This window comes from Lawsonibacter sp. OA9, assembly GCF_022440585.1.
Genome location: NZ_JAKNTI010000022.1, coordinates 2,292,378 through 2,312,503, shown reverse-complemented (window position 1 = coordinate 2,312,503; position 20,126 = coordinate 2,292,378). Strand labels below are relative to the sequence as shown.

The 20,126-nt window shown below is 57.3% G+C and carries 23 protein-coding genes and 1 pseudogene; 10 read left to right on the top strand and 14 right to left on the bottom strand.

Annotated elements, in window-relative coordinates; translation table 11 throughout:
* Positions 1–50: 50 nt before the first annotated feature.
* The gene (locus MCG44_RS12420; protein WP_147573085.1) at positions 51–1,073 is read left to right on the top strand and encodes a sugar kinase; all 1,023 of its coding nucleotides are present in this window, start codon (positions 51–53) and stop codon (positions 1,071–1,073) included.
* Between the two features lie 13 nt (positions 1,074–1,086).
* The gene (locus MCG44_RS12415; protein WP_240288526.1) at positions 1,087–2,043 is read left to right on the top strand and encodes a bifunctional 4-hydroxy-2-oxoglutarate aldolase/2-dehydro-3-deoxy-phosphogluconate aldolase; all 957 of its coding nucleotides are present in this window, start codon (positions 1,087–1,089) and stop codon (positions 2,041–2,043) included.
* Positions 2,044–2,165: 122 nt separating this feature from the next.
* On the opposite strand, the gene MCG44_RS12410 is transcribed toward MCG44_RS12415, so the two are convergent.
* From MCG44_RS12410 to MCG44_RS12395, 4 genes are read right to left on the bottom strand one after another with little or no spacing between them, the layout of a single operon-like run.
* Positions 2,166–2,933, bottom strand: coding sequence for an SDR family NAD(P)-dependent oxidoreductase (locus MCG44_RS12410; RefSeq protein ID WP_186851787.1), 768 nt, complete (start codon positions 2,931–2,933; stop codon positions 2,166–2,168).
* A gap of 52 nt (positions 2,934–2,985) precedes the next feature.
* Complete coding sequence (locus MCG44_RS12405; protein WP_186851788.1) at positions 2,986–3,747, bottom strand: IclR family transcriptional regulator; 762 nt, start codon at positions 3,745–3,747, stop codon at positions 2,986–2,988.
* Positions 3,748–3,775: 28 nt separating this feature from the next.
* A complete protein-coding gene (locus tag MCG44_RS12400; protein ID WP_240288524.1) occupies positions 3,776–4,729 on the bottom strand; it encodes a C-terminal binding protein in 954 nt (317 codons plus the stop codon).
* A 10-nt stretch (positions 4,730–4,739) separates the two neighbouring features.
* The gene (locus MCG44_RS12395) at positions 4,740–5,762 is read right to left on the bottom strand and encodes a zinc-dependent alcohol dehydrogenase (RefSeq protein ID WP_240288522.1); all 1,023 of its coding nucleotides are present in this window, start codon (positions 5,760–5,762) and stop codon (positions 4,740–4,742) included.
* A gap of 230 nt (positions 5,763–5,992) precedes the next feature.
* On the opposite strand from MCG44_RS12395, the gene MCG44_RS12390 reads away from it, so the two are divergent.
* From MCG44_RS12390 to MCG44_RS12370, 5 genes are all read left to right on the top strand, one after another.
* Positions 5,993–6,169: a hypothetical protein gene (locus tag MCG44_RS12390; protein ID WP_240288520.1), complete on the top strand. Its 177-nt coding sequence runs from the start codon at positions 5,993–5,995 to the stop codon at positions 6,167–6,169.
* A gap of 135 nt (positions 6,170–6,304) precedes the next feature.
* Positions 6,305–8,062: a threonine--tRNA ligase gene (thrS, locus tag MCG44_RS12385; protein WP_240288518.1), complete on the top strand. Its 1,758-nt coding sequence runs from the start codon at positions 6,305–6,307 to the stop codon at positions 8,060–8,062.
* 104 nt (positions 8,063–8,166) lie between these two features.
* Positions 8,167–8,787 (top strand): flavin reductase, encoded by a 621-nt coding sequence (locus MCG44_RS12380; protein ID WP_147573092.1) that lies wholly within the window; start codon positions 8,167–8,169, stop codon positions 8,785–8,787.
* Positions 8,788–8,923: 136 nt separating this feature from the next.
* Positions 8,924–9,484: an RNA polymerase sigma factor gene (locus tag MCG44_RS12375; protein ID WP_147573094.1), complete on the top strand. Its 561-nt coding sequence runs from the start codon at positions 8,924–8,926 to the stop codon at positions 9,482–9,484.
* Positions 9,481–10,002 (top strand): hypothetical protein, encoded by a 522-nt coding sequence (locus tag MCG44_RS12370; RefSeq protein WP_240288516.1) that lies wholly within the window; start codon positions 9,481–9,483, stop codon positions 10,000–10,002. Before MCG44_RS12375 ends, MCG44_RS12370 begins: the two co-directional genes overlap by 4 nt.
* Before the next feature lie 253 nt (positions 10,003–10,255).
* Here MCG44_RS12370 and MCG44_RS12365 read toward each other — a convergent pair whose 3' ends face one another.
* The 4 genes from MCG44_RS12365 to MCG44_RS12350 are packed head-to-tail and all read right to left on the bottom strand — an operon-like array spanning position 10,256 to position 11,601.
* Positions 10,256–10,945, bottom strand: coding sequence for a CHAP domain-containing protein (locus MCG44_RS12365; protein ID WP_186851794.1), 690 nt, complete (start codon positions 10,943–10,945; stop codon positions 10,256–10,258).
* Positions 10,942–11,148, bottom strand: coding sequence for a hypothetical protein (locus MCG44_RS12360; protein WP_147573100.1), 207 nt, complete (start codon positions 11,146–11,148; stop codon positions 10,942–10,944). Before MCG44_RS12360 ends, MCG44_RS12365 begins: the two co-directional genes overlap by 4 nt.
* Entirely contained in the window at positions 11,132–11,377 is a 246-nt protein-coding gene (locus MCG44_RS12355; protein WP_147573102.1) for a hypothetical protein, read from the bottom strand. The genes MCG44_RS12360 and MCG44_RS12355 overlap by 17 nt, the downstream gene beginning before the upstream one ends.
* Positions 11,374–11,601 (bottom strand): hypothetical protein, encoded by a 228-nt coding sequence (locus MCG44_RS12350; protein WP_186851795.1) that lies wholly within the window; start codon positions 11,599–11,601, stop codon positions 11,374–11,376. The genes MCG44_RS12355 and MCG44_RS12350 overlap by 4 nt, the downstream gene beginning before the upstream one ends.
* Positions 11,602–12,112: 511 nt before the next feature.
* On the opposite strand from MCG44_RS12350, the gene MCG44_RS12345 reads away from it, so the two are divergent.
* Positions 12,113–13,366: an HlyC/CorC family transporter gene (locus tag MCG44_RS12345; RefSeq protein ID WP_147573104.1), complete on the top strand. Its 1,254-nt coding sequence runs from the start codon at positions 12,113–12,115 to the stop codon at positions 13,364–13,366.
* 85 nt (positions 13,367–13,451) lie between these two features.
* Here MCG44_RS12345 and MCG44_RS12340 read toward each other — a convergent pair whose 3' ends face one another.
* The 6 genes and pseudogenes from MCG44_RS12340 to MCG44_RS12315 all read right to left on the bottom strand — a co-directional run bounded on the left by MCG44_RS12340 (position 13,452) and on the right by MCG44_RS12315 (position 17,572).
* Entirely contained in the window at positions 13,452–13,856 is a 405-nt protein-coding gene (locus MCG44_RS12340) for a NifB/NifX family molybdenum-iron cluster-binding protein (RefSeq protein ID WP_240288925.1), read from the bottom strand.
* A 153-nt stretch (positions 13,857–14,009) separates the two neighbouring features.
* A pseudogene (locus tag MCG44_RS12335) lies at positions 14,010–14,222 on the bottom strand (ArsR/SmtB family transcription factor); the annotation flags it as partial.
* A gap of 120 nt (positions 14,223–14,342) precedes the next feature.
* Positions 14,343–15,701 carry a PFL family protein gene (locus MCG44_RS12330; protein WP_240288514.1) on the bottom strand — a complete coding sequence of 453 codons (1,359 nt, stop codon included), beginning with the start codon at positions 15,699–15,701 and terminating at the stop codon, positions 14,343–14,345.
* Positions 15,702–15,872: 171 nt separating this feature from the next.
* Positions 15,873–16,142: an ACT domain-containing protein gene (locus tag MCG44_RS12325; RefSeq protein ID WP_147573110.1), complete on the bottom strand. Its 270-nt coding sequence runs from the start codon at positions 16,140–16,142 to the stop codon at positions 15,873–15,875.
* Positions 16,143–16,226: 84 nt separating this feature from the next.
* On the bottom strand, positions 16,227–16,808 hold the full coding sequence (yfbR, locus tag MCG44_RS12320) for a 5'-deoxynucleotidase (protein ID WP_186851797.1): 582 nt from the start codon (positions 16,806–16,808) through the stop codon (positions 16,227–16,229).
* 125 nt (positions 16,809–16,933) lie between these two features.
* Positions 16,934–17,572 carry a helix-turn-helix domain-containing protein gene (locus tag MCG44_RS12315; RefSeq protein WP_240288512.1) on the bottom strand — a complete coding sequence of 213 codons (639 nt, stop codon included), beginning with the start codon at positions 17,570–17,572 and terminating at the stop codon, positions 16,934–16,936.
* Positions 17,573–17,722: 150 nt separating this feature from the next.
* Here MCG44_RS12315 and MCG44_RS12310 point away from each other — a divergent pair, with 150 nt between their 5' ends.
* Both MCG44_RS12310 and MCG44_RS12305 read left to right on the top strand, forming a co-directional pair.
* Complete coding sequence (locus MCG44_RS12310; RefSeq protein ID WP_147573113.1) at positions 17,723–18,322, top strand: TetR/AcrR family transcriptional regulator; 600 nt, start codon at positions 17,723–17,725, stop codon at positions 18,320–18,322.
* Positions 18,323–18,562: 240 nt separating this feature from the next.
* Positions 18,563–20,092, top strand: a complete 1,530-nt coding sequence (locus tag MCG44_RS12305) for a sodium/proline symporter (protein WP_147573115.1) — start codon at positions 18,563–18,565, stop codon at positions 20,090–20,092.
* The last annotated feature ends 34 nt before the right edge of the window (positions 20,093–20,126 follow it).

Sequence of the window (20,126 nt, the reverse complement as noted above, 5' to 3'; positions counted from 1 at the left end):
TGAATATCGCGGAGCCAATGAAATATCATCACAACGAGGAGGAAACTACAATGAAAAGAATTATCACCTTTGGCGAGATTATGATGCGCCTGAATCCGGAGGGGTACCTCCGTTTTGTCCAGGCGGACAAGTTCGAGGCCACCTATGCTGGCGGTGAGGCCAACGTTGCCGTGTCCTTGTGCAACTATGGCATGGACGCCGCCTTTGTCTCCAAGGTTCCGGCCCATGAGATTGGTCAGGCTGCGGTCAACGAGCTGCGCCGTTACGGTGTGGACACCAGCCTGATGATCCGGGGCGGCGACCGCTTGGGCATCTACTTTGCCGAAAAGGGCGCCTCCCAGCGGGCCTCCAAGGTGATCTATGACCGGGCCAACTCCGCCATTTCTCTGGCTAAGGCCTCTGAGTTTGACTGGGAAAAGATTTTTGCTGGTGCTGACTGGTTCCATTGGACCGGCATCACCCCGGCTCTGGGCGGCGAGCTGCCCGCCATCTGCCTGGAGGCTTGTAAGGCCGCCAAAAAGTTGGGCCTGACCATCAGCTGTGACCTGAACTACCGTAAGAAGCTGTGGACCCGCGAGGAGGCCGGCAAGGTCATGGCTGAACTGGTCCCCTATGTGGACGTGTGCATCGCCAACGAGGAGGACGCTAAGGATGTGTTTGGTATCGCTGCCACTGATACCGACCTGAATACCGGTAAGCTAAGTCACGAAGGATACATCAGTGTGGCCAAGCAGCTGACCGAGCGTTTTGGCTGTAAGAAGGTGGCTATCACCCTCCGGGGCAGCATCTCCGCCTCTGACAATGATTGGGCCGGTATGCTGTACAGCGACGGAAAGGCATCCTTCTCTCCCACCTACCGGGTTCATATCGTGGATCGTGTGGGCGGCGGCGACAGCTTCGGCGGCGGCCTGATCTATGCCCTTCTGTCCGGTTATGACGACCAGAAAGCGATCAACTTCGCCGTGGCCGCCTCCTGCCTGAAGCACAGCATCGACCACGACTTCAATATGATGTCTGTCAGTGAAGTGGAGTCTCTGGCCGCTGGCAACACCTCTGGCCGTGTCCAGAGATAAGGGGGACATTTCTATGGATATTGTTGAAAAACTGGGTAACGCGGGCGTCGTGCCCGTAGTGGTGTTGGATAAGGCAGAGGACGCGGTTCCCACTGCCAAGGCCCTGCTGGCTGGCGGCGTGGATGTGATGGAGATTACCTTCCGCACCGCCGCTGCCGCGGATTCCATCGCCGCCGTAGCCAAGGAGTGCCCCGAGATGGTAGTGGGCGCCGGCACCGTTATTACTCTGGAGCAGTGCGAAAAGGCCGTGGAGTGCGGTGCCAAGTTCATCGTCTCCCCCGGCTATAGCGACGAAGTGGTAGCCTGGTGTGTGGAAAACGGCGTGGCCATCACTCCCGGCTGTGTCACCCCTACGGAGATCATGGCCGCCATGTCCCATGGCCTGAAAGTGGTCAAATTTTTCCCGGCCAACGTCTACGGCGGCCTGAGCGCCATGAAGGCGCTGTCCGGCCCCTTTGGCTCTATGAAGTTTATCCCCACCGGTGGGGTCAATGGGCAGAATCTGGGCGAGTATATTGCCGCTCCCTTTATCCATGCTGTGGGTGGGAGCTGGCTGTGTTCCAAGGGCGACATCGCTGCCCATGCGTTTGACAAGATCACCCGCCTGTGCCAGGAGGCCCGCCAAGCCGTTCTGGGATTTGAGGTGGCCCATATCGGCATCAATACCGCTAGTGACGAGGCATCCATGGATGTGTGCCAGGGGCTGAAGGACGCTTTTGGCTTTGAGATTAAGACGGGCAACAGCTCCAACTTTGCCAGCAGTGCTGTTGAGGTTATGAAGAGTATGTACCTGGGCCAAAACGGTCATATTGCCGTAAAGACCAACAGCATTGCCAGGGCCGCTGTGGAGCTGGAGAAGCATGGCTTCCAACTGGATGAATCCACCGCCAAATATAAGGGTGAAAAGATGATTGCTGTCTATCTGAAGCAGGAGTTTGGTGGCTTTGCTGTCCATCTGCTCCAGAAGTGACCTTCTGAACAAGATGTTTCCCATTCCTTTCTTCATGTGGAAGGCCCCCGCTCGATTGCCATTTCGAGCGGGGGCCTTCCGTATACTATATTAAGAGCTTACGGGTGCCTAGCAGGACCGCCTTACTTAACCAAGTAGCCGCCGTCCACAGGAATGACGGCCCCGTTGAGGTAGTCAGAGGCCCGGGAGGCCAGAAATACCACTGTCCCCTTCATATCCTCTGGGGTGCCCCAGCGGTGGGCGGGGATCCGGTCGGTGATCTCACGGTATCGGGGGTTGCTGACATCGGTGAGTGCCACATTCATATCTGTATCCATATAGCCGGGGGCGATGGCGTTGACCTGGATTCCCTTGGAGGCCAGCTCATTGCACAGGGCTTTGGTCATCTGGGCCACTCCCCCTTTTGAGGCGGCATAGGCGGGGACGGTCATACCGCCAAAGAAGCTGAGCATAGAGGCAATGTTGACAATCTTCCCGCAGGGCTGTTCCTTTTTTAGAAATTCTTTGGCAGCCATTTGACACAGGTCAAAGGGAGCGGTCAGGTTGACATTGAGTACGTCCTTCCAGTCCTGAAGAGGAAATTCGGGGCTGGGGTGGCGGCGCTGTATGCCGGCGGCATTGACCAGAATATCCAGGCCGCCCAGCAGAGCGACGGCTTGGTCAAAGGCCTCCTGCCTGGCCCGGTCGTCGGCCAGGTCCACGGCGATGCCTTTGCACCAATAGCCCTTTGCTTCGAATTGGGCGGCCACCTCGATCACCTTTTTGCTGGTACCAAAGATGACTACAGCGGCGCCGGCCTCCATCAGGCCCTCCGCCATGCCGTGGCCCAGTCCTCTAGTGCCGCCGGTGACAATAGCCTTTTTCCCGGTGAGATCAAATAAGCTGTTCATGGGAAAACCTTCCTTTCTCCGCAGGCCTCTAGGCCCGCGCTATCATCGTGTATCAAAGGGAATAGCCGATCAGTTCAGTCAGTCGGACCTTCACTTCCCGCAACAGATCGGCATACCGATCCTGATTCTGTCTCATACGAGCGTCCGAGCTGGAAATACTGACCGCGTAGGCCGGCCTGCCGGTCACGTCCAGGATGTCAACAGCGACACAGGAGATGCCAGGCTCCCGCTCCTCCCAGTCATAGGATACCCCCGCCAGCCTGCATTCCTCCAGCTGGCGCTCCAGCTCGGGAAGGGAAGACACCGTGTTGGGGGTATAGGTGATGATCTGGGAGCGGGACCAGATGTCCTCCACCTCCTGGCGGGACATATCGGCCATCATGGACTTGCCCACAGCAGTGCTGTACATGGGTAGCTCCATGCCCAGGCAGGAGCCCATGACGACTACACCAGAGGAGGGAATGACCTTGTCGATATACCGGATATTGGTGTCCGACCGCTCGGCGAAGTGGATGGTTTCGCAAGCCTGCTCGGATAACTGCTGGAGCAGCGGGTGGGCCAGCTGGATAACTGTGCTGTGCTGGGGCACCCGCTGTCCCAGTGCGAGCATCTTATAAGTCAACCCGTACCGGCTGGTGTTCTCATTCTGCCTGACATAGCCCAGCTCTGTCAGTGTGCCTAGAATGCGATGGACCGTAGTGACGCTGAGTCCGGTAGCGCCGTGGAGCTCCCGGACGCCCATCTCTCCCTGTGCGGCCAACTGCTCCAGAATGGAGAAGGCGCGAGCAACGGACTGAATGGTATCCTCGGCCATGGAGATTCCTCCTCTTGATTGGTGAATTTCAAATTTGGTTGACCGGATACAGTACCTTTTCCCCAGTGGCAAAGCGTACGGCCTCCTCGGCCACCTTGCGCTTCATCTCCTGGGCGGCCTCCTCGGAGTACCAGGCGATGTGGGGGGTGCACAGAAAATTCTCCAGCTCCAGCAGCTTGCTGGGGCGGGGAAGAGGCTCCTTCGCTGTGACGTCCAAGGCCGCGCCGGCGATCAGGGCGGTGGTCAGGGCGGTGTACAGGTCTTCCTCATTGACGATACCACCACGGGAGGTGTTGACCAGATAGGCGCCCCGCTTCATTTTTTGGAAGGCGGCCAGGTCGAACAAATCGCGGGTGCAGGGCTGGAGAGGGCAGTGAATGCTGATCATGTCGGCCTGCTCGAGCAGGGTGTCAAAGGATACGAGTTCCACTCCGTCAACTTGAGTGCCTGGCTGATACAAGGGATCATAGGCGATGCGCCGGCAGTCGAAGCCGCCCATACGCTTGGCGAAAGTACGGCCGATGCGACCCATGCCCACGATACCTACTGTCTGGCCTGGGATGCGATGGATGGGCACCCCGTAGGAGTAGTCCCAGTCGGTGCCCTTGGTGTAGTTAACCATAGTGACAGTCTTACGCACCAGGGACAGCATGAGGGCCATGGCGTGATCTGCTACCTCGTTCATGCCGTAGTCAGGGACGTTGCATACCTGTACCCCCATCTCGGCGGCCGCGACGCAGTCGATGTTATCTACCCCCACACCATAACGGACAATCATTTTCAGTTCGGGGCGCAGAGCCTGGATGACCCGGCGGGTCAGGGGGGTATACTGGTTCAGAATAATCTCGGCCCCCTTCAGCTGCTGAATAGCCTCCTCCTCCGTGTGGCACTGATAGAGGGTGAAATCCATACCAGCCTTCTGAAAGACGGCCTCCTCCTGGGCTAGATTCACATGGTCGTTATCGGAAATGACAATCTTCATGTTCCTCTCCTTACCTGCGGCAGTCCACCATGACCTTGACGGTGGGGACCTGGGGATCGTGGATCATATCGAAGACGTTGGCGCAGTCGGACAGGGGCAGGACATGGCTGATGAGCAGCTCCAACTCGTCAGAGATGCGCTGAGTCAGCTCCACGGCCTGGCCAAAGTCCCGTTTGGTGTAAACACGGGTAGCGGTCATGTTCAGTTCACGGAAATGCATATCGGCTAGAGCCACGGGATGGGGGGCCTTATGTACGCCTACCAGACAGATCATGCCGTCCGTGCGGCAGGGAGTAGTCATCTCCAAAGCGGCAGATTCGGCCCCGGTACATTCAAAAACAATGTCGGCCCCGTCTCCATTGGTGGCCTGACGGACATACTGGGTCAAGTCTGCTTCCTTGGAGTTGACCGCGTCAAAGCCCAACTTGGCGGCCATCTCCAGTCTGGCCTGATCAAAGTCGGAGATGATGATGCGGGAGGCTCCGCTGTGCTTGGCTACCACACCCACTAAGGCTCCGATAGGACCGGCTCCCATGATGACAATGCTGTCCATCGGCTTAAAGCCGGCTCGGTGCAGAGTGTGGACAGCCACAGCTAGAGGCTCGATGATTCCCGCTACTTTGCTGGAGACAGAAGCCGGGACCTTGAACAGTACATCAGTGTCACAGCACACATATTCGGCTACACCACCGTCTAGGTCGATGCCGATGATCTTCAGGGTATCGCACACATGGGGCCGGCCATTCCGGCAGGCAAAGCAGTGTCCACAGGAGATCAGAGGGTAGGGAGCAACTCGGTCGCCAACCTGAAAACCATTAGAGTCACCGGAGATATCTTCAATGACGCCAACAAATTCATGGCCTAGGACGAGAGGGGCCTTGGCCCGGGGATGGGTGCCGCTATAGATGCCAATGTCAGAGCCGCAGATACCGCAGTAGTCGATGCGGATCAGGGCCTGGCCCTCCTTGGGAACGGGCTTTTCCACTTCACGGACAGCCACCTTTTTAGGGCCTTCATAGATGAGAGCTTTCACAATGAGTTTCCTCCTTTTACTGTTCCAATATACGGAACAATGTTTCGTAAATATATTTTAACACGCAGAAATAGAGAAAGTCAATACAGAACCAAAGAAAAGGACATATACGGGCCATATTTCCCTCCTGTACGCCCTTGACAATCGGCTGAGGGGGTGATATAGTACCTGTGTTAAAACGGCTGAGAAGGAGAAGAAGCCTGAATCGACCACCCAGAGAGGGGCGCCCTGTGCTGAAAGTGCTCTGTGGAAGCGATGGCTGGTACCACTCCAGAGCTGCCCGGGACGACCGGGCCGGGGCTTTCCCGTTACAGGAGGTCACAAGCGGCAAGTTGTCCCGCTTTGCCTGTTCACGACGCGCAGGACTGGCGGCCTACGGCTGCCTCCCTCCGGTCCGCCCGCGTTGATCGAGACGGCGCGGTGATTCTTGCAAGCAGGGTGGAACCGTGGTGCGTATCAATACGCTTCACCCCTGACACATATCAGGGGCGGAGCGTATTTTTTTGTTCCTTCCCCTAAACGCGAGAAAGGAGCGACTGAAAATGTCCGAAGAAAACATCTATACCTTTGAAAATCCCGAATACCGCCAAACCTACTGGCACACCTGTTCCCATGTGATGGCCCAGGCGGTTAAGCGTCTGTGGCCCGAGGTGAAGCTGGCCATTGGTCCCTCTATCGACGAGGGCTGGTACTACGACATGGACGCCCCCTTCGCCTTTACCCCGGAGCATCTGGGGCAGATCGAGGGGGAGATGCGGAAGATCTGCAAGGAGAAGCTGAAGCCGGAGCGGTTTGAGCTGCCCCGGTCGGAGGCGATTCAATTCATGGAGGAGAAGGGCGAGCCATACAAGGTAGAGCTCATCCATGACCTGCCCGAGGATGCGGTCATCTCCTTCTATAAGCAGGGGGAGTTTACCGACCTGTGCGCCGGCCCCCACCTGGACTCCACAGGCCGCATTAAGGGCAACGCCTTGAAGCTTACCGCCTGCAACGCCGCTTACTGGCGGGGGGACTCCAACCGGGAGACTCTCCAGCGCATCTACGGCATCGCCTTCCCCAAAAAGGACGAGTTGGACGAATATCTGGCCCGGATTGAGGAGGCCAAAAAGCGGGACCACCGGAAGCTGGGCAAGGAGCTGGGCTTGTTCATGCTCCGGGACGAGGGCCCCGGCTTCCCCTTTTTCCTGCCCAAGGGCATGACCTTGAAGAATACCCTGCTGGACTACTGGCGGCAGGTCCACAAGAAGTACGGCTATGTGGAGATTTCCACCCCCATCATGCTCAACCGTCAGCTGTGGGAGAGATCCGGTCACTGGGACCACTACAAGAATAATATGTACACCACGGTCATCGATGACGTGGACTTTGCCGTCAAGCCCATGAATTGCCCCGGCGGTATGCTGGTCTATGCCAGCGAGCCCCATTCCTATCGGGAGCTGCCCCTGCGGGTAGGGGAGATCGGCCTGGTCCACCGCCACGAACTATCCGGCGCCCTTCACGGCCTGTTCCGCGTCCGCTGCTTCAACCAGGACGACGCCCATGTGTTTATGACCAGGGACCAGATGCAGGACGTGATTCAGGAGACGGTCCGCCTGTTTGACGAGGTCTACTCTGTCTTTGGGTTGAGCTATACCATTGAGCTGTCCACTATGCCGGAGGACCACATCGGCACTGTGGAGGAGTGGGAGCGCAACCAGGAGATTTTGAAAAACGCTATCACCGACATGGGCAAGGACTTTGTTATCAACGAGGGGGATGGAGCCTTCTACGGCCCCAAGCTGGACTTCCACCTGGCTGACTCCCTGGGCCGAACCTGGCAGTGCGGCACCATTCAACTGGACAGCCAGCTCCCTGAACGCTTCGAGCTGGAGTATACCGGCGAGGACGGCCAGAAGCACCGCCCTGTCATGATCCATCGAGTGGTGCTGGGCTCTATTGAGCGATTCATCGGCGTTATCACCGAGCACTTTGCCGGGGCGTTCCCCGCCTGGCTCAACCCCGTCCAGGTGAAGGTTCTCCCTGTCACCGACCGGGCCGCACAGTACGCCGATCAGGTGTGCAAGGCCCTAGACCAAGTCGGCTTCCGGGTGGAGGTGGACCACCGCAACGAGAAGATCGGAAAGAAGATTCGGGAGGCCACTATGGAGAAGGTGCCCTATATGCTGGTGGTAGGCGACCGGGACGTGGAGAACAATACCGTGTCTGTCCGGCACCGCACCGGCGAGGACCTGGGGGCCATGTCCCTGACAGATTTCTCTGCTCTGCTGGCCAACGAAGTGGACAACAAGATTATCAAATAAATCGCGCAAAAAACCGCCGGAAACCCGTTTCCGGCGGTTTTTTTGTGCTTTGCGGGACATACTGGAAGGAGAAAAAGCCGGCCTGGCCGCCAAGGAGGAACGCCATGAAAAACGAAAGAGCTATGTATGCTATAAGCTACGGCCTGTTTGTTCTCACCGCCCGTCAGGGGGAGCGGGACAACGGCTGTATCATTAACACCGCCGTCCAGGTGACGGCCCAGCCCAACCGCGTTACCATAGCCGTCAACAAGGGAAACCTAACCCACGACATGATTCAGGAAACCGGAAAATTTAACCTGTCAGTCCTGTCTGAAGAGGCGGACTTCCAGTTGTTCAAGCGATTTGGCTTTCAGTCCGGCCGGGATAGCGACAAATTTGCCGGGACCGAGGACCAGGTCCGGCGGGGGGAGAACGGCCTGCTCTATCTGACACGGGGAACCAACGCCTGGCTGTCCTGCCGGGTCGTGTCCCATCTTGACCTGGGCAGCCACACCCTGTTTTTGGCGGATGTGGAGGATGGAGACCTGCTCAACGACCAGGCCAGCGCCACCTATGCCTATTACCAGGGCCACATCAAGCCTGGTGATTTTACCCACGCCACCGGGGACAAGAAGCGGTGGGTGTGTAGGATATGCGGTTATGTATACGAGGGGGACGAGCTGCCGGCGGACTATATTTGTCCCTGGTGCAAGCACCCAGCCTCGGATTTTGAGCAAGTAAAATAAAAAAACCAGGGCCGGAGGGAAACCTCCGGCCCTGGTTTTCGTCTTGAGAAATAAGATGGTTGCGGCAAGACGGATTTCAGGCTAAAATACCTTTAGAGGATTGATTCTTTTGCCGCGTCCAAAAAGGAGGAGCGCCATGGAGGACCATAAGATCATCGACCTGTACTGGGCCCGGTCCCAGCAGGCTATTGTGGAAAGTGACCAGAAATACGGGCCCTACTGCCGCGCCATCGCCCTTGGGATACTGGCTATGCGGGAGGACGCTGAGGAGTGTGTCAACGACACCTGGCTCCGGGCGTGGAACGCTATGCCGCCCCAGCGCCCCTCGGTGCTGTCTGCCTTCTTCGGCAAGCTGACCCGCAACCTGTCCCTGGACCGGTGGCGGCGGGAGCGGGCGGCCAAGCGGGGCGGCGGTCAGGTGGAGGTAGCTCTTCAGGAGCTGGAGGATTGCCTGCCGGACTGTAGGGTGCCAGACCAGGAGTTGGATGCCAGGGAGACAGCCGACCTGATCTCCACCTTTTTGCGGACCCAGCCGGAGTTGGACCGCCGGCTTTTTGTCCGTCGATACTTCCATCTGGAGGCATTGTCTTCGCTGGGAAAGCGGTTTGGACTGACGGAGAGCCAGGTGAAGTCCCGGCTCTACCGGACCCGCCAAAAGCTGAAGCTGTTGTTGGAGCATGAGGGGGTGGCCATATGACATCGGAGTATTTGCTGGATGCCATAGGGCTGCTGGACGACGACATGATCCAGGACGCAGAGGAGGGGGCCAAGCCGGCCTTTGACTGGCGGAGATGGGGGGCGTGGGCCGCCTGTCTGGCTCTGGTAGTGGCTCTTGGTTATGGCGCCTCTCAGTTAGGAGCAGGCCAAGATGGAAGCAGCGCTGATACTGCTGGAGGTATTCCCTCCTCCTCTTCTGGAGAGGCCGGCGCTGCAAACAGTGACAGCACTGCTACCGCACCGGGGGAGAACTGTCAGCAGGGAGAGGGCGCTATCCTGGTATACCGGGATGGCCAGACTTACCATATCGTCCGCTCTGTGGAGAAGCTGCCGGAGGACAGCGAGCTTTTGGGTCTGCTGGAGCGGAACGACGGAGCGTCCCTGTACACGGACAGTGAGGAATATGCGGGCTGTGAAGTCTGGGAGGACGGTAGCGGATTCCTCTATGTCCAGATGCCGGACGGCACCTTCGCCCAGGCGGAGCTGGTACAGCCGTAGATACAGGCAGAACAGTGGGGAGGATTTCGTTTCGAAGTCCTCCCCATAGTTGTTTCATGACAGATGAGACAGTGGATGGGAAAGAAGGGGCTCTTTTGGTCTGCCACCATATCGTCTCCGCCCCAAAGAGCAGAGACGAATGATTTTAAGGAGAGTGAAAGAGAACGGTCTGTTTAGCTGATATAGGAAAAGTATACCGAATGCTGCGTCACGTTCTTTTTATCCTCCTCATTTTTATTGTATCAAGATAGATTTACTGGCCGCTGATCTTCCCTAGAAGATTGGCATAGCTCACAGCGGCCTCTTCCCGCGTCAGGAAGGACTTGGGGCGGGCAATAGAGCCGTCCACCTCGCTCATGACGCCCGCCGCGACGATCCGACGGATTTGACCAGCATACCCTGGCTCTGCCTTCTGCTGGGACAGGTCGTCCAGATAGCGGTCCATATATTTTTTCCAGTCCTCGTAAGACATCTGCTCCCCCTCCTGATAGTTGGGGCGGTAAGCGCCCACGATGTATGTTTTGTCCCGCTTCCGCCGCATGACGGAGCCGCCGTTGGCCTCGCTGCCGGAGCCAGTGTTGCCGTCGATGGTGGTGATATACTGTCCGTCCCAGTCCTCGCAGAGGCCTACGTGCTGGGCATTTTTCTTCCCATCAAAGTTGAAGAAAATGACGTCGCCAGGGCGATAGTCGGACACGGCCTGCGCCCTGTGGTAGGACAGGAGAGTGGGACAGTAGGCCGTTTTTCCCCCGCCGTAGTATAGTTCGGACGCCCCGGCTTCCCGGAAGCACCACCACAGAAAGACGGCGCACCAGGCGTAGCTGCCGCCGGACACCTCTCGGCCGTAGTAGGCTGTGTTGTATTTGACCCGGTTGCTGTCGGCTGGCTGCTCCTTGGTGCCCAGCTCTTTCCGGGCAGTGGATAGGAGCCGTTCCACAGTCATTCTTCTGTACCTCCATCCACCGCGTCCTGGAGCTTCTGACTCTGGGTGCCGAAGTAAAAGGCAATGATAACTGCATAGATGGTCATGAAATCCTGGTCGATACGGGAGGAAATCGCCAGATAGGCAAATACGCCAGTTAGAACCAGGGTGACGATACTTTTGACGGAAAAGAGCACGGACAGACGTTTATAAATGTTGTTCAAGGTTATCTTCCTTCCTGTTTGTCAATATCGTTTTAAGGGACAGGAGCAGCAGCTCGCCGCCGAAAAAACCGAGGATGACGCCTAGGAGCGCCGCGGGATCACTGCCGGTCCTAGACAGGATGCGAAGGGCCCACAGGCTGCTCAGACTGCCGAAGGCGACGCAGTATACCACAGTGACCTTGGCAAACAGATGCGGTACATCCCGGAGCCACTGAAACAGTCCTCTCATGGCCGTCCTCCCTTCAAATCCCGGATATCGTGTTCCGCCTCGGTCATCCGACCCTCCAACTGGTAGGTGCGCTCGACAAGCTTGTTGTGCTCGGCTACCTTGAGTTCCAGCTGTTCGATGCGGTAGTTGGTCAGCTTGTTGGCCACCAGGATGCCGCCAAAGGTACCCACCAGAGTGCCAATCAGGGACATGGACGCGGCAGCTAGGGCTGTATAGTCTATCATGGCGCCACCTCCTGGGACAGCTTTGGGTCCGTAGGTAAAAAGAGGGTGGGATGCCGGATGTGCTGCCAGCGGGGCGATTTTTCCGCTGCCCTGCCTTCCCTGGCCTCTGACCAGCCGGGCCTGTTGTCAATATGTTTGATAGAGATCACCTCCAATCTAACAGGGCACAGGTCCGTTGGAGGACGTTTTGGGACAACTAGACAGGAAAAGTTTTGTGGGAGTGCCAGGAGAGACTAAGAGATTCGGATGGTAAAAATAGGGACACACACAAGGGGCGGAAAATGGAGCTGAAGATGTACGGCAAGCCGGGAGAAAATGAAGCGGGATAGGGGTAACCTCTGTGGGATAATTCATCATTTTTTTTGTGAAGAAACCGTAAAAATTGGGGATGATATTGACAAACAACGAGAAGATGTATTTGCATTGTAAGGGAAATCATGGTATACTAACAAACTAATATGGGACCCGTGGCCCATAATTTTATCAGGAAAGCAGAGTTGATACATTTCCAATGTTAGACAGTGCCAGTATCGGGATGATTATTGCGCTAATCATTCTGATCGCCATGTCAGCCTATTTCTCCGCGACGGAGACCGCATTTACCTCACTGAACCGCATCCGCCTAAAAAATAAGGCGGACAACGGCAGCCGCCGGGCCGTCAAGGCCCTTGAGCTGTCAGAGGAGTACGACAAGCTGTTGTCTACTATCCTCATCGGCAACAATATTGTCAACAACGTAGCGACCACCATCGGCGCGGTATTGTTTATCAAGCTGCTTAATGAAGAGAGCGGCCCCGCGGTATCCGCTGCGGTACTGACCATCGTGATCCTCATCTTTGGCGAGGTCACCCCCAAGAGCCTGGCAAAGGAAAATCCGGAGGGCTTTGCCATGTTTTCCGTCTCCCTGCTCCAAATCTTCGTGGTAGTCTTGACTCCTTTGAATTTCCTGTTTACCCAATGGAAACGCCTGATGTCCAAGATCTTTCGCAGCAGACGGGACGACGGCATCACAGAGGAGGAACTGGTGGGCATGGTAGAGCAGGCCAGGACCGAGGGCGGCCTGGACGAGCATGAGGGAGACCTAATTCGTAACGCCATCGAGTTCAATGACCTGGAGGTGTCCGAGATCCTTACCCCTCGGGTAGATTTAGTGGCTGCTGAGGAGGGAAGCACCATGGAGGAGGTGGCCTCCCTCTTCGTGGAGAGCGGCTACTCCCGCATCCCTATCTATCATGAGACTATCGACAACATCGTGGGCGTCGTCCATGAGAAGGACTTTTACGCGGCCCGATACCGGGGAGAAACTATGCTGTCTCACCTCAAATCCCCTGTGTTTTATACCACTGGAAACACCAAAATATCAGAGCTGCTCCGTATCCTGCAGAAGAACAAAGCCCATATGGCCATAGTGGTGGACGAGTACGGCGGGACAGAGGGTATCGCCACATTGGAGGACATCCTGGAGGAACTAGTGGGTGAGATCTGGGATGAGCATGACGAGGTTATTGAGATATTCCAGAAGCAGCCGGACGGCAGCTATCTTATCGCCTGCTCCGCCGATCTGGATGATATGTACGATTTGTTCCAGGTCAAAGGAGCCTGTGAAGCGGCTACCGTGTCCGGCTGGGTCATGGAGCAGGTGGGCCGGGTTCCCGAGGAGGGAGACCACTTTGAGGCTGAGGGCCTGGATGTAACCGTCACCCGGGTTGAGCACCGGCGGGTGCTGGAGATCCAGGTCCGGATGATTGACTCCGGGGAAGAATGAGCAAAAAGGGTGCCGATACCTCTGGTATCGGCACCCTTTTTACATTACCGCTGTCTAGATACAGGGAAAGAGGGAACAAGGCGTTTTATCCGTTTCCGGCGCAGCCGTGCTTGTCCTCCCCGCAGGAATGGCTATGGCAGTTATGCTCCCCATCATGATGGTGGCTGCACATGGTGTCCGGATCATACTCCAACCGGCCGGCCAGCAGGTCGGCCGCCGCTTGGTCAGCGTCGCCGGTGACGCCGGGATAGAGCTGAATGCCAGCCTGGGCCAGAGCGGTCCTGGCCCCACCACCAATGCCTCCACAGATCAGGGTGTCCACCCCAAGATTTTGAAGGAATCCAGCCAGGGCTCCGTGGCCGCTGCCAGCGGCGCTGACCACCTGGGATGAGCGGACGGATCCCTCCTCCACAGAGTACACCTTGAACTGTTCACAGTGGCCGAAGTGCTGGAATACTTGGCCGTTTTCGTAAGTGACTGCGAGTTTCATCTTATTGACCTCCCAAGATTTCGCGGAGAGGGGAGTGGGAAAGGCGTTGGCCTCTCGGCAGCCGGGGCGGCCGTCCGGACCGCAGTCCCCGCAAAGGAGCGGCGATGCCTGGGCCAGAGCTGCCAGGGCAGAGGAGACGGCCATCAGGTCCGTTCCTGCTGTCCGATAGTGGGTAAAATAGCCTCGCTTCTCACTGGAGACCAGACCGGCCTGCCTCAATACCTTTAGGTGCTGAGAAACCGCGGCCTGTGAGATGCCCAGCTGACGGGCCAGAGCGCGGACACAGTAGTCCCGGCGGCCAAGCAGCCGGAGAATCAGCAGTCGGTTGTCGTCGGCCAGAGCTTTCAGCGCGGTGGTCAGTTCCACATCCCGCCCTCCTCTCTGTTCTGTGATGCCCCTATCATAGCACGTTTTTTAAATAAGTCAATACTTAATTAAAAAAGAAAAAAGAGAAACCGCCAAGAGGCGGTTTCTCCCGTAAAATAATCAGTTTTTCAAGCTCTGCATGGGAGCGGGGATACGGCCGCCACGGGCCACGAAGGCGTCAGCGGAGAAGGGGTGGACGGGCTGCACTGGGGCGGACCCCAGCAGCCCGCCGAACTCCACAGTATCCCCAACCCCGCAGCCAGGAGCGGGGATGATGCGGACGGCGGTAGTCTTGGAGTTGACCATACCGATGGCCGCTTCGTCAGCGATAATGGCGGAGATGGTCTGGGCCGAGGTATCCCCAGGGACGGCGATCATGTCCAGCCCCACGGAGCACACACAGGTCATGGCTTCCAGCTTGTCCAGTGTCAGGGCGCCGGACCGAGCGGCGGCAATCATCCCCTCATCCTCGCTGACCGGGATGAAAGCGCCGGACAGACCGCCCACAGAGGAGGAGGCCATGACGCCCCCCTTTTTGACTGCGTCGTTGAGCAGGGCCAGGGCGGCGGTAGTGCCGTGGGTTCCACATACCTCCAGGCCCATCTCCTCCAGGATACGGGCCACAGAGTCGCCAACTGCCGGTGTGGGGGCCAGAGACAGGTCCACAATGCCGAAGGGAGTGTCCAGCCGGCGGCTGGCCTCCTGGGCCACCAACTGACCCATGCGGGTGATGCGGAAGGCGGTCTTTTTGATGGTTTCAGCCACCACGTCGAAGGGCTGACCCCTGACCGACTGAAGGGCGTGATGGACCACGCCTGGGCCGGAAACGCCCACATTGATGACCCTTTCCGGCTCGCCCACCCCATGGAAGGCGCCGGCCATGAAGGGATTGTCCTCTACCGCGTTGCAGAAGACCACCAGCTTGGCGCAGCCAAAGCCGCCCCGGTCAGCGGTGCGCTCGGCCAGCTCCTTGATGGTCCGGCCCATCATGGCCACTGCGTCCATGTCGATGCCAGCCTTGGTGGAGCCCACATTGACAGAGGAGCAGACAATGTCGGTGGTAGACAGGGCCTCTGGGATGGAGCGGATTAGGATGCGGTCCGCTTCTGTCATCCCCTTTTGGACCAGGGCGGAAAAACCGCCGATAAAGTTGACTCCCGTAGCCTTAGCGGCCCGGTCCAGAGCAGCGGCGAAGGGGGCGTAATTGTCTGTCCGGGCGGCGGCAGCTACCAGGGCAATGGGAGTGACGGAGATGCGCTTGTTGACGATGGGGATACCGAACTCCTTTTCGATGGCCTCCCCTGTGGCTACCAGCTTTTCGGCATAACGGGTGATCTTGTCATAAATGTTATCACAGGCCGCCTTCACCTCGCTGTGGGCGCAGGAGAGCAGGGAGATGCCCATGGTAATGGTACGCACATCCAGATGCTGCTGGTCGATCATCTGGATGGTCTGCATAATTTCATGTTGATTGAGCATAGTTGAACTCCTTTTATGGTCCAGCTTGGACCTTTCAATAAAATCACGCCCCGCCTTCGCGCGGATTTCCTCTAGGGCAGACCTGGAGCGAAAAGGGGTCCTACATTCGTTCCGGTCCGTCCGCGCCGCGCCGCCGAACTCTGTTCGGCGCGGAAAGGACAGCGCAGGCCATTAGATCCGATGCATCGCGTTAAAAATATCCTCTCGCTGGATGCGGATGGACAGGCCCTGCCCCTGGCCGGCCTGGTCCAGAAGGTCGGACATCTCACCGATAGAGGCGCTACAGGCGGAGGTGTCCACCAGCATGACCATGGTGAAATATTCCTGGAGTACGGTCTGGGAGATGTCCAGAATGTTGATGCTGTGTTGGGCCAGCAGGGAGCAGACGGAGGCGGTGATGCCCACCCGGTCCTTGCCGATGACAGTGACGATAGCCTTCATGACGAATACTTCCTTTCATAGATACTATGTACGCGGAGAGAGGAGCGATTAGAGTGGAGATGTTTGATCTTCATGTACAACGCCTTACTCTTCACTCAGTTCATCGAGGGTCAACTCAAACCCATCTAAAAAGCGATCCATGAAGTACCGGAGAGCGGGGATCTGGTTTTGGCACAGGGCGGCGTAGGTCTGTTCCTTGGCCTTTTTGAACTCGTTGTTGCCCGCCTTGACCTCCTCCACACATTTGAGGTAGGCGGACAGCTTGTCCGCCGCCTTGACCAGGGCACGAACCTGGGGATCGGGGATGGTGAGGGCCTCGTCATAGGCGGGGCGCAGGTCCTCCGGAAGCATGTTCAGCAGCTTCTGCTCCGCCACCGCCTCCACCTGCTTATAGGCGGACTGGATGTCGGGGTTGTCGTACTTGATGGGGGTGGGCATATCGCCGGTGAGGATCTCACTGGCGTCGTGGTACAGAGCGGCCACCGCCACCTGCCCCGGATCGATCTGGCCCCCAAAGTAGCGGTTTTGGATCACCGCCAGGGCATGTGCCAGGACGGCTACCTGGTGGGAGTGCTCCTGGATGTTTTCCAGACGGGTATTGCGCATGAGCCCCCAGCGGTTAATGTACCGCATCCGGGAGATCATGGGAAAGAAGTGATGGGACACATCTGGGCCTCCTTAATCAGCGATTTGAAACAAAATTGATTGTAACATAGGCGCCTGGAGATGTAAACTGCTCTTTGAGGGAGAAAGGAAAAAAGAGGCGGCTGCCGCCGCCTCTGCTTAGAGATTTATGGTTTTGCACCCGAGCCCCTTCGCCGGGCACGGATCCCCAGGAAAATCAGGAGAAGGATCAGCGAGCCCCGGAGTATCCCGATAGCGGCGGCAAAATAACTGGCGTAGTAACGAAGCTCCGGATTTGTGAGGATCCAATACAGATAGCGCATTCCTCCAAACAGCCCCCAGGGGGATACAGAGGTGTGAGGGTTGAATACCAGCAGACTGATGGCCACCGCGGTCCACCCCATCCACAGCCAGGGATGCTTTTTACAAAGCAGCAGAGGCAGGCCCAGCAGCATGAGCCCCGCCCCAATCAGGGATACGAGCCCCATACCGCCCAGCACTAGGCCCAGCAGGCCCACGACCTCCAGGGCAGCTCCCGCCTTCTGGACAGGGGAGAACCCTCTCTGTTCCGCCACATAAACCACCTGTGGCTCCGGGGGAGCGGGGCGTTCCCCCTCCCGTACCAGCTCGTCCACGCTGATCCCGAACAGATCGGCCAGCCGGATCAGCTTGTCCAGATCAGGTACCGCCTGTCCCGTTTCCCACTTGCTGACGCTCTGCCGGGATACGCCCAACTTCTCCGCCAGGTCCAGCTGGGACAGCCCACTGCCTGTGCGCAGCTCATAAATCTTTTGAGATAGCTCCATCCTGGTTTGCTCCTTCTGATTTTAGGTTTGATACAGGCCTGTTTTATGGTATGATTATAGAGGAACGAGGGACAAACGGCAACCAATCTCCCTTGGAAATTCGCGCAACCGGCGGTTGCGCGACTGGATTTTTTCGAAAGGAGCCCCATTATGGCCAAGAAAAACACCCGAAATACCAAGGGACGAATCATCGAAGCGGCCTGGCGTCTGTTTTACCGCCAGGGCTATGACGACACCACCGTGGAGGAGATCATTGCCGAGTCAGGCACCTCCCGGGGGTCCTTCTACCATTATTTTGAAGGGAAGGACGCCTTACTGTCCACGGTGTCCTACCTCTTTGACCAGAAGTATGAGGAACTGATGGCTACCCTGGACCCGGATGGAAACCGCTTTGACCAGCTTATGTACCTGAACCGGGAGCTGTTTGCCATGATTGAAAATTCTGTCTCCCTAGACCTGCTGGCACGGTTATACTCCTCCCAGCTGATCACCCGGGGGGATAAGCATCTGCTGGACCACAACCGTACATATTACAGGCTGCTGCGGCAGATCGTCCTCCAGGGCCAGGAACGCGGGGAGCTGCGGGGAGATGTGACAGTGAACGAGATGGTACGGGTGTACGCCCTGTGCGAGCGGGCCCTGATTTATGACTGGTGCCTGTCAGGTGGGGACTACTCCCTGCTTCAGTATGGAAAGACCATGATGCCCCGTTTTTTCCGGGACTTTCGTGCGGAGGAAGAAAATTTGTAGAATTGTATAAAATTTTAATTCATAAAATGTATAGTAGATAAATAAAGCAATACCAGAGCTTTTGTGAAATTCTATGGAAGCATATTCCGGAGTTTATTCTATACTCTGTTCTGTATTTTATTCTGTTCTGACTTGTGGTAGAATACCCATACTGCCCCCATGGGGGACATCGCCTTTCTGGGGGGAGCCGGAAGGGCGGCTGTGTGTAGTAAGGGCGTAACTGCCAAAAGGAGAGAGCGTATGACCACTGAACAGATCTGTATTATGGCCACCATCATCGCGTACCTGTGTTTTGTCATCTTTACCGGGGTGATGATCGGCCGACGTTCCAAAAAGAGTGCCGAGGGCTTCTACTTAGGAGGCCGGGGCATTGGCCCTCTGGTCACCGCAATGAGCGCCGAGGCCAGCGACATGAGCAGCTATCTGCTGATGGGCATCCCAGGCCTGGCCTACTTGTCTGGTGTAGCCGATGCCAGCTGGACCGCGATTGGATTGGCTTTCGGTACTTATTTGAACTTCCTTCTGGTGGCGAAGCGGCTGCGCCGGTACAGCGTCCGCTTGGATGCCATCACCATTCCCAGCTTCATCTCCAAGCGGTATGGGGAGAAGAAGCCCGTCATCATGTGCATCTCTGCTCTTGTTATCCTCATTTTCTTTGTCCCCTATGTGGCCTCCGGCCTGGCGGCCATCGGAAAGCTGTTTAACAGCTTGTTTGGCTGGGACTATATGGTGGCCGTGGTCATCGGTGCCATCGTCATTATCAGCTATACCTCTGTAGGTGGCTTCAGCGCCGTGGCCACCATGGACTTGATTCAGTCCATCATCATGACCATAGCCCTGTGCATTATCGTCATCTTTGGCGTGGTCCAGGCGGGCGGTTTTGACGCCGTTATAGACCATGCCAAGACACTGCCCGGCTTCCTGAGCTTTGGCCAGACCTATAACGAGGCCACCGGTCAGGCCGAGCCTTACGGCCTGCTCCGTATCGTATCCATGATGGCCTGGGGCCTGGGCTATTTCGGGATGCCCCATATTCTGGTGCGTTTTATGGCGATCCGGGATGAAAACGAGCTGAAGCTGTCCCGCCGAATCGCCTCCACCTGGGTGGTCATCTCCATGGCTGTGGCTGTGTTCATTGGTATTGTGGGCCACGCCGTCTCCTCCGCCGGGCGTATCCCCTTCCTGGAGGGCAGCGCCACGGAGACCGTCATCGTCCAGTTGTCTAACCTGCTGTCCAAGTATGGCATCTTCCCCGCTGTCGTGGCCGGGTGTATCCTGGCCGGCATCCTGGCGGCCACCATGTCCACAGCCGACAGCCAGCTTCTGGCCGCCTCCTCCGCCTTTTCGGAGAACATCGTCCAGAATGTCTTTGGCGTCAAGCTGACCAATAAGCAGAACATGCTGATTGCCCGGCTCACTGTGGTGGTCATCGCCGTCATCGCCATCTTCCTGGCCGCTGACCCGGACAGCAACGTGTTTAAGATCGTATCCTTTGCCTGGGCCGGCTTCGGCGCCACCTTCGGCCCCGCTATGCTGTGCGCCCTGTTCTGGAGGCGGAGCAACCGGCAGGGCATCATGGCCGGTCTGGTGGTGGGCGCTGTGATGATTTTTGTATGGAAATTCCTCATCGCCCCCATCGGCGGCATCTTCAATATTTATGAGCTGCTGCCCGCCTTTGTCTGTGCTACCATTGCCATCGTGGTGGTATCCCTGTTGACGCCCGCCCCGGAGAAAGCGGTGCTGGACGCCTTCGATGACTATAATCAGTAACTATAATAAAACTTCCCGCTGCCAAGCAGCGGGA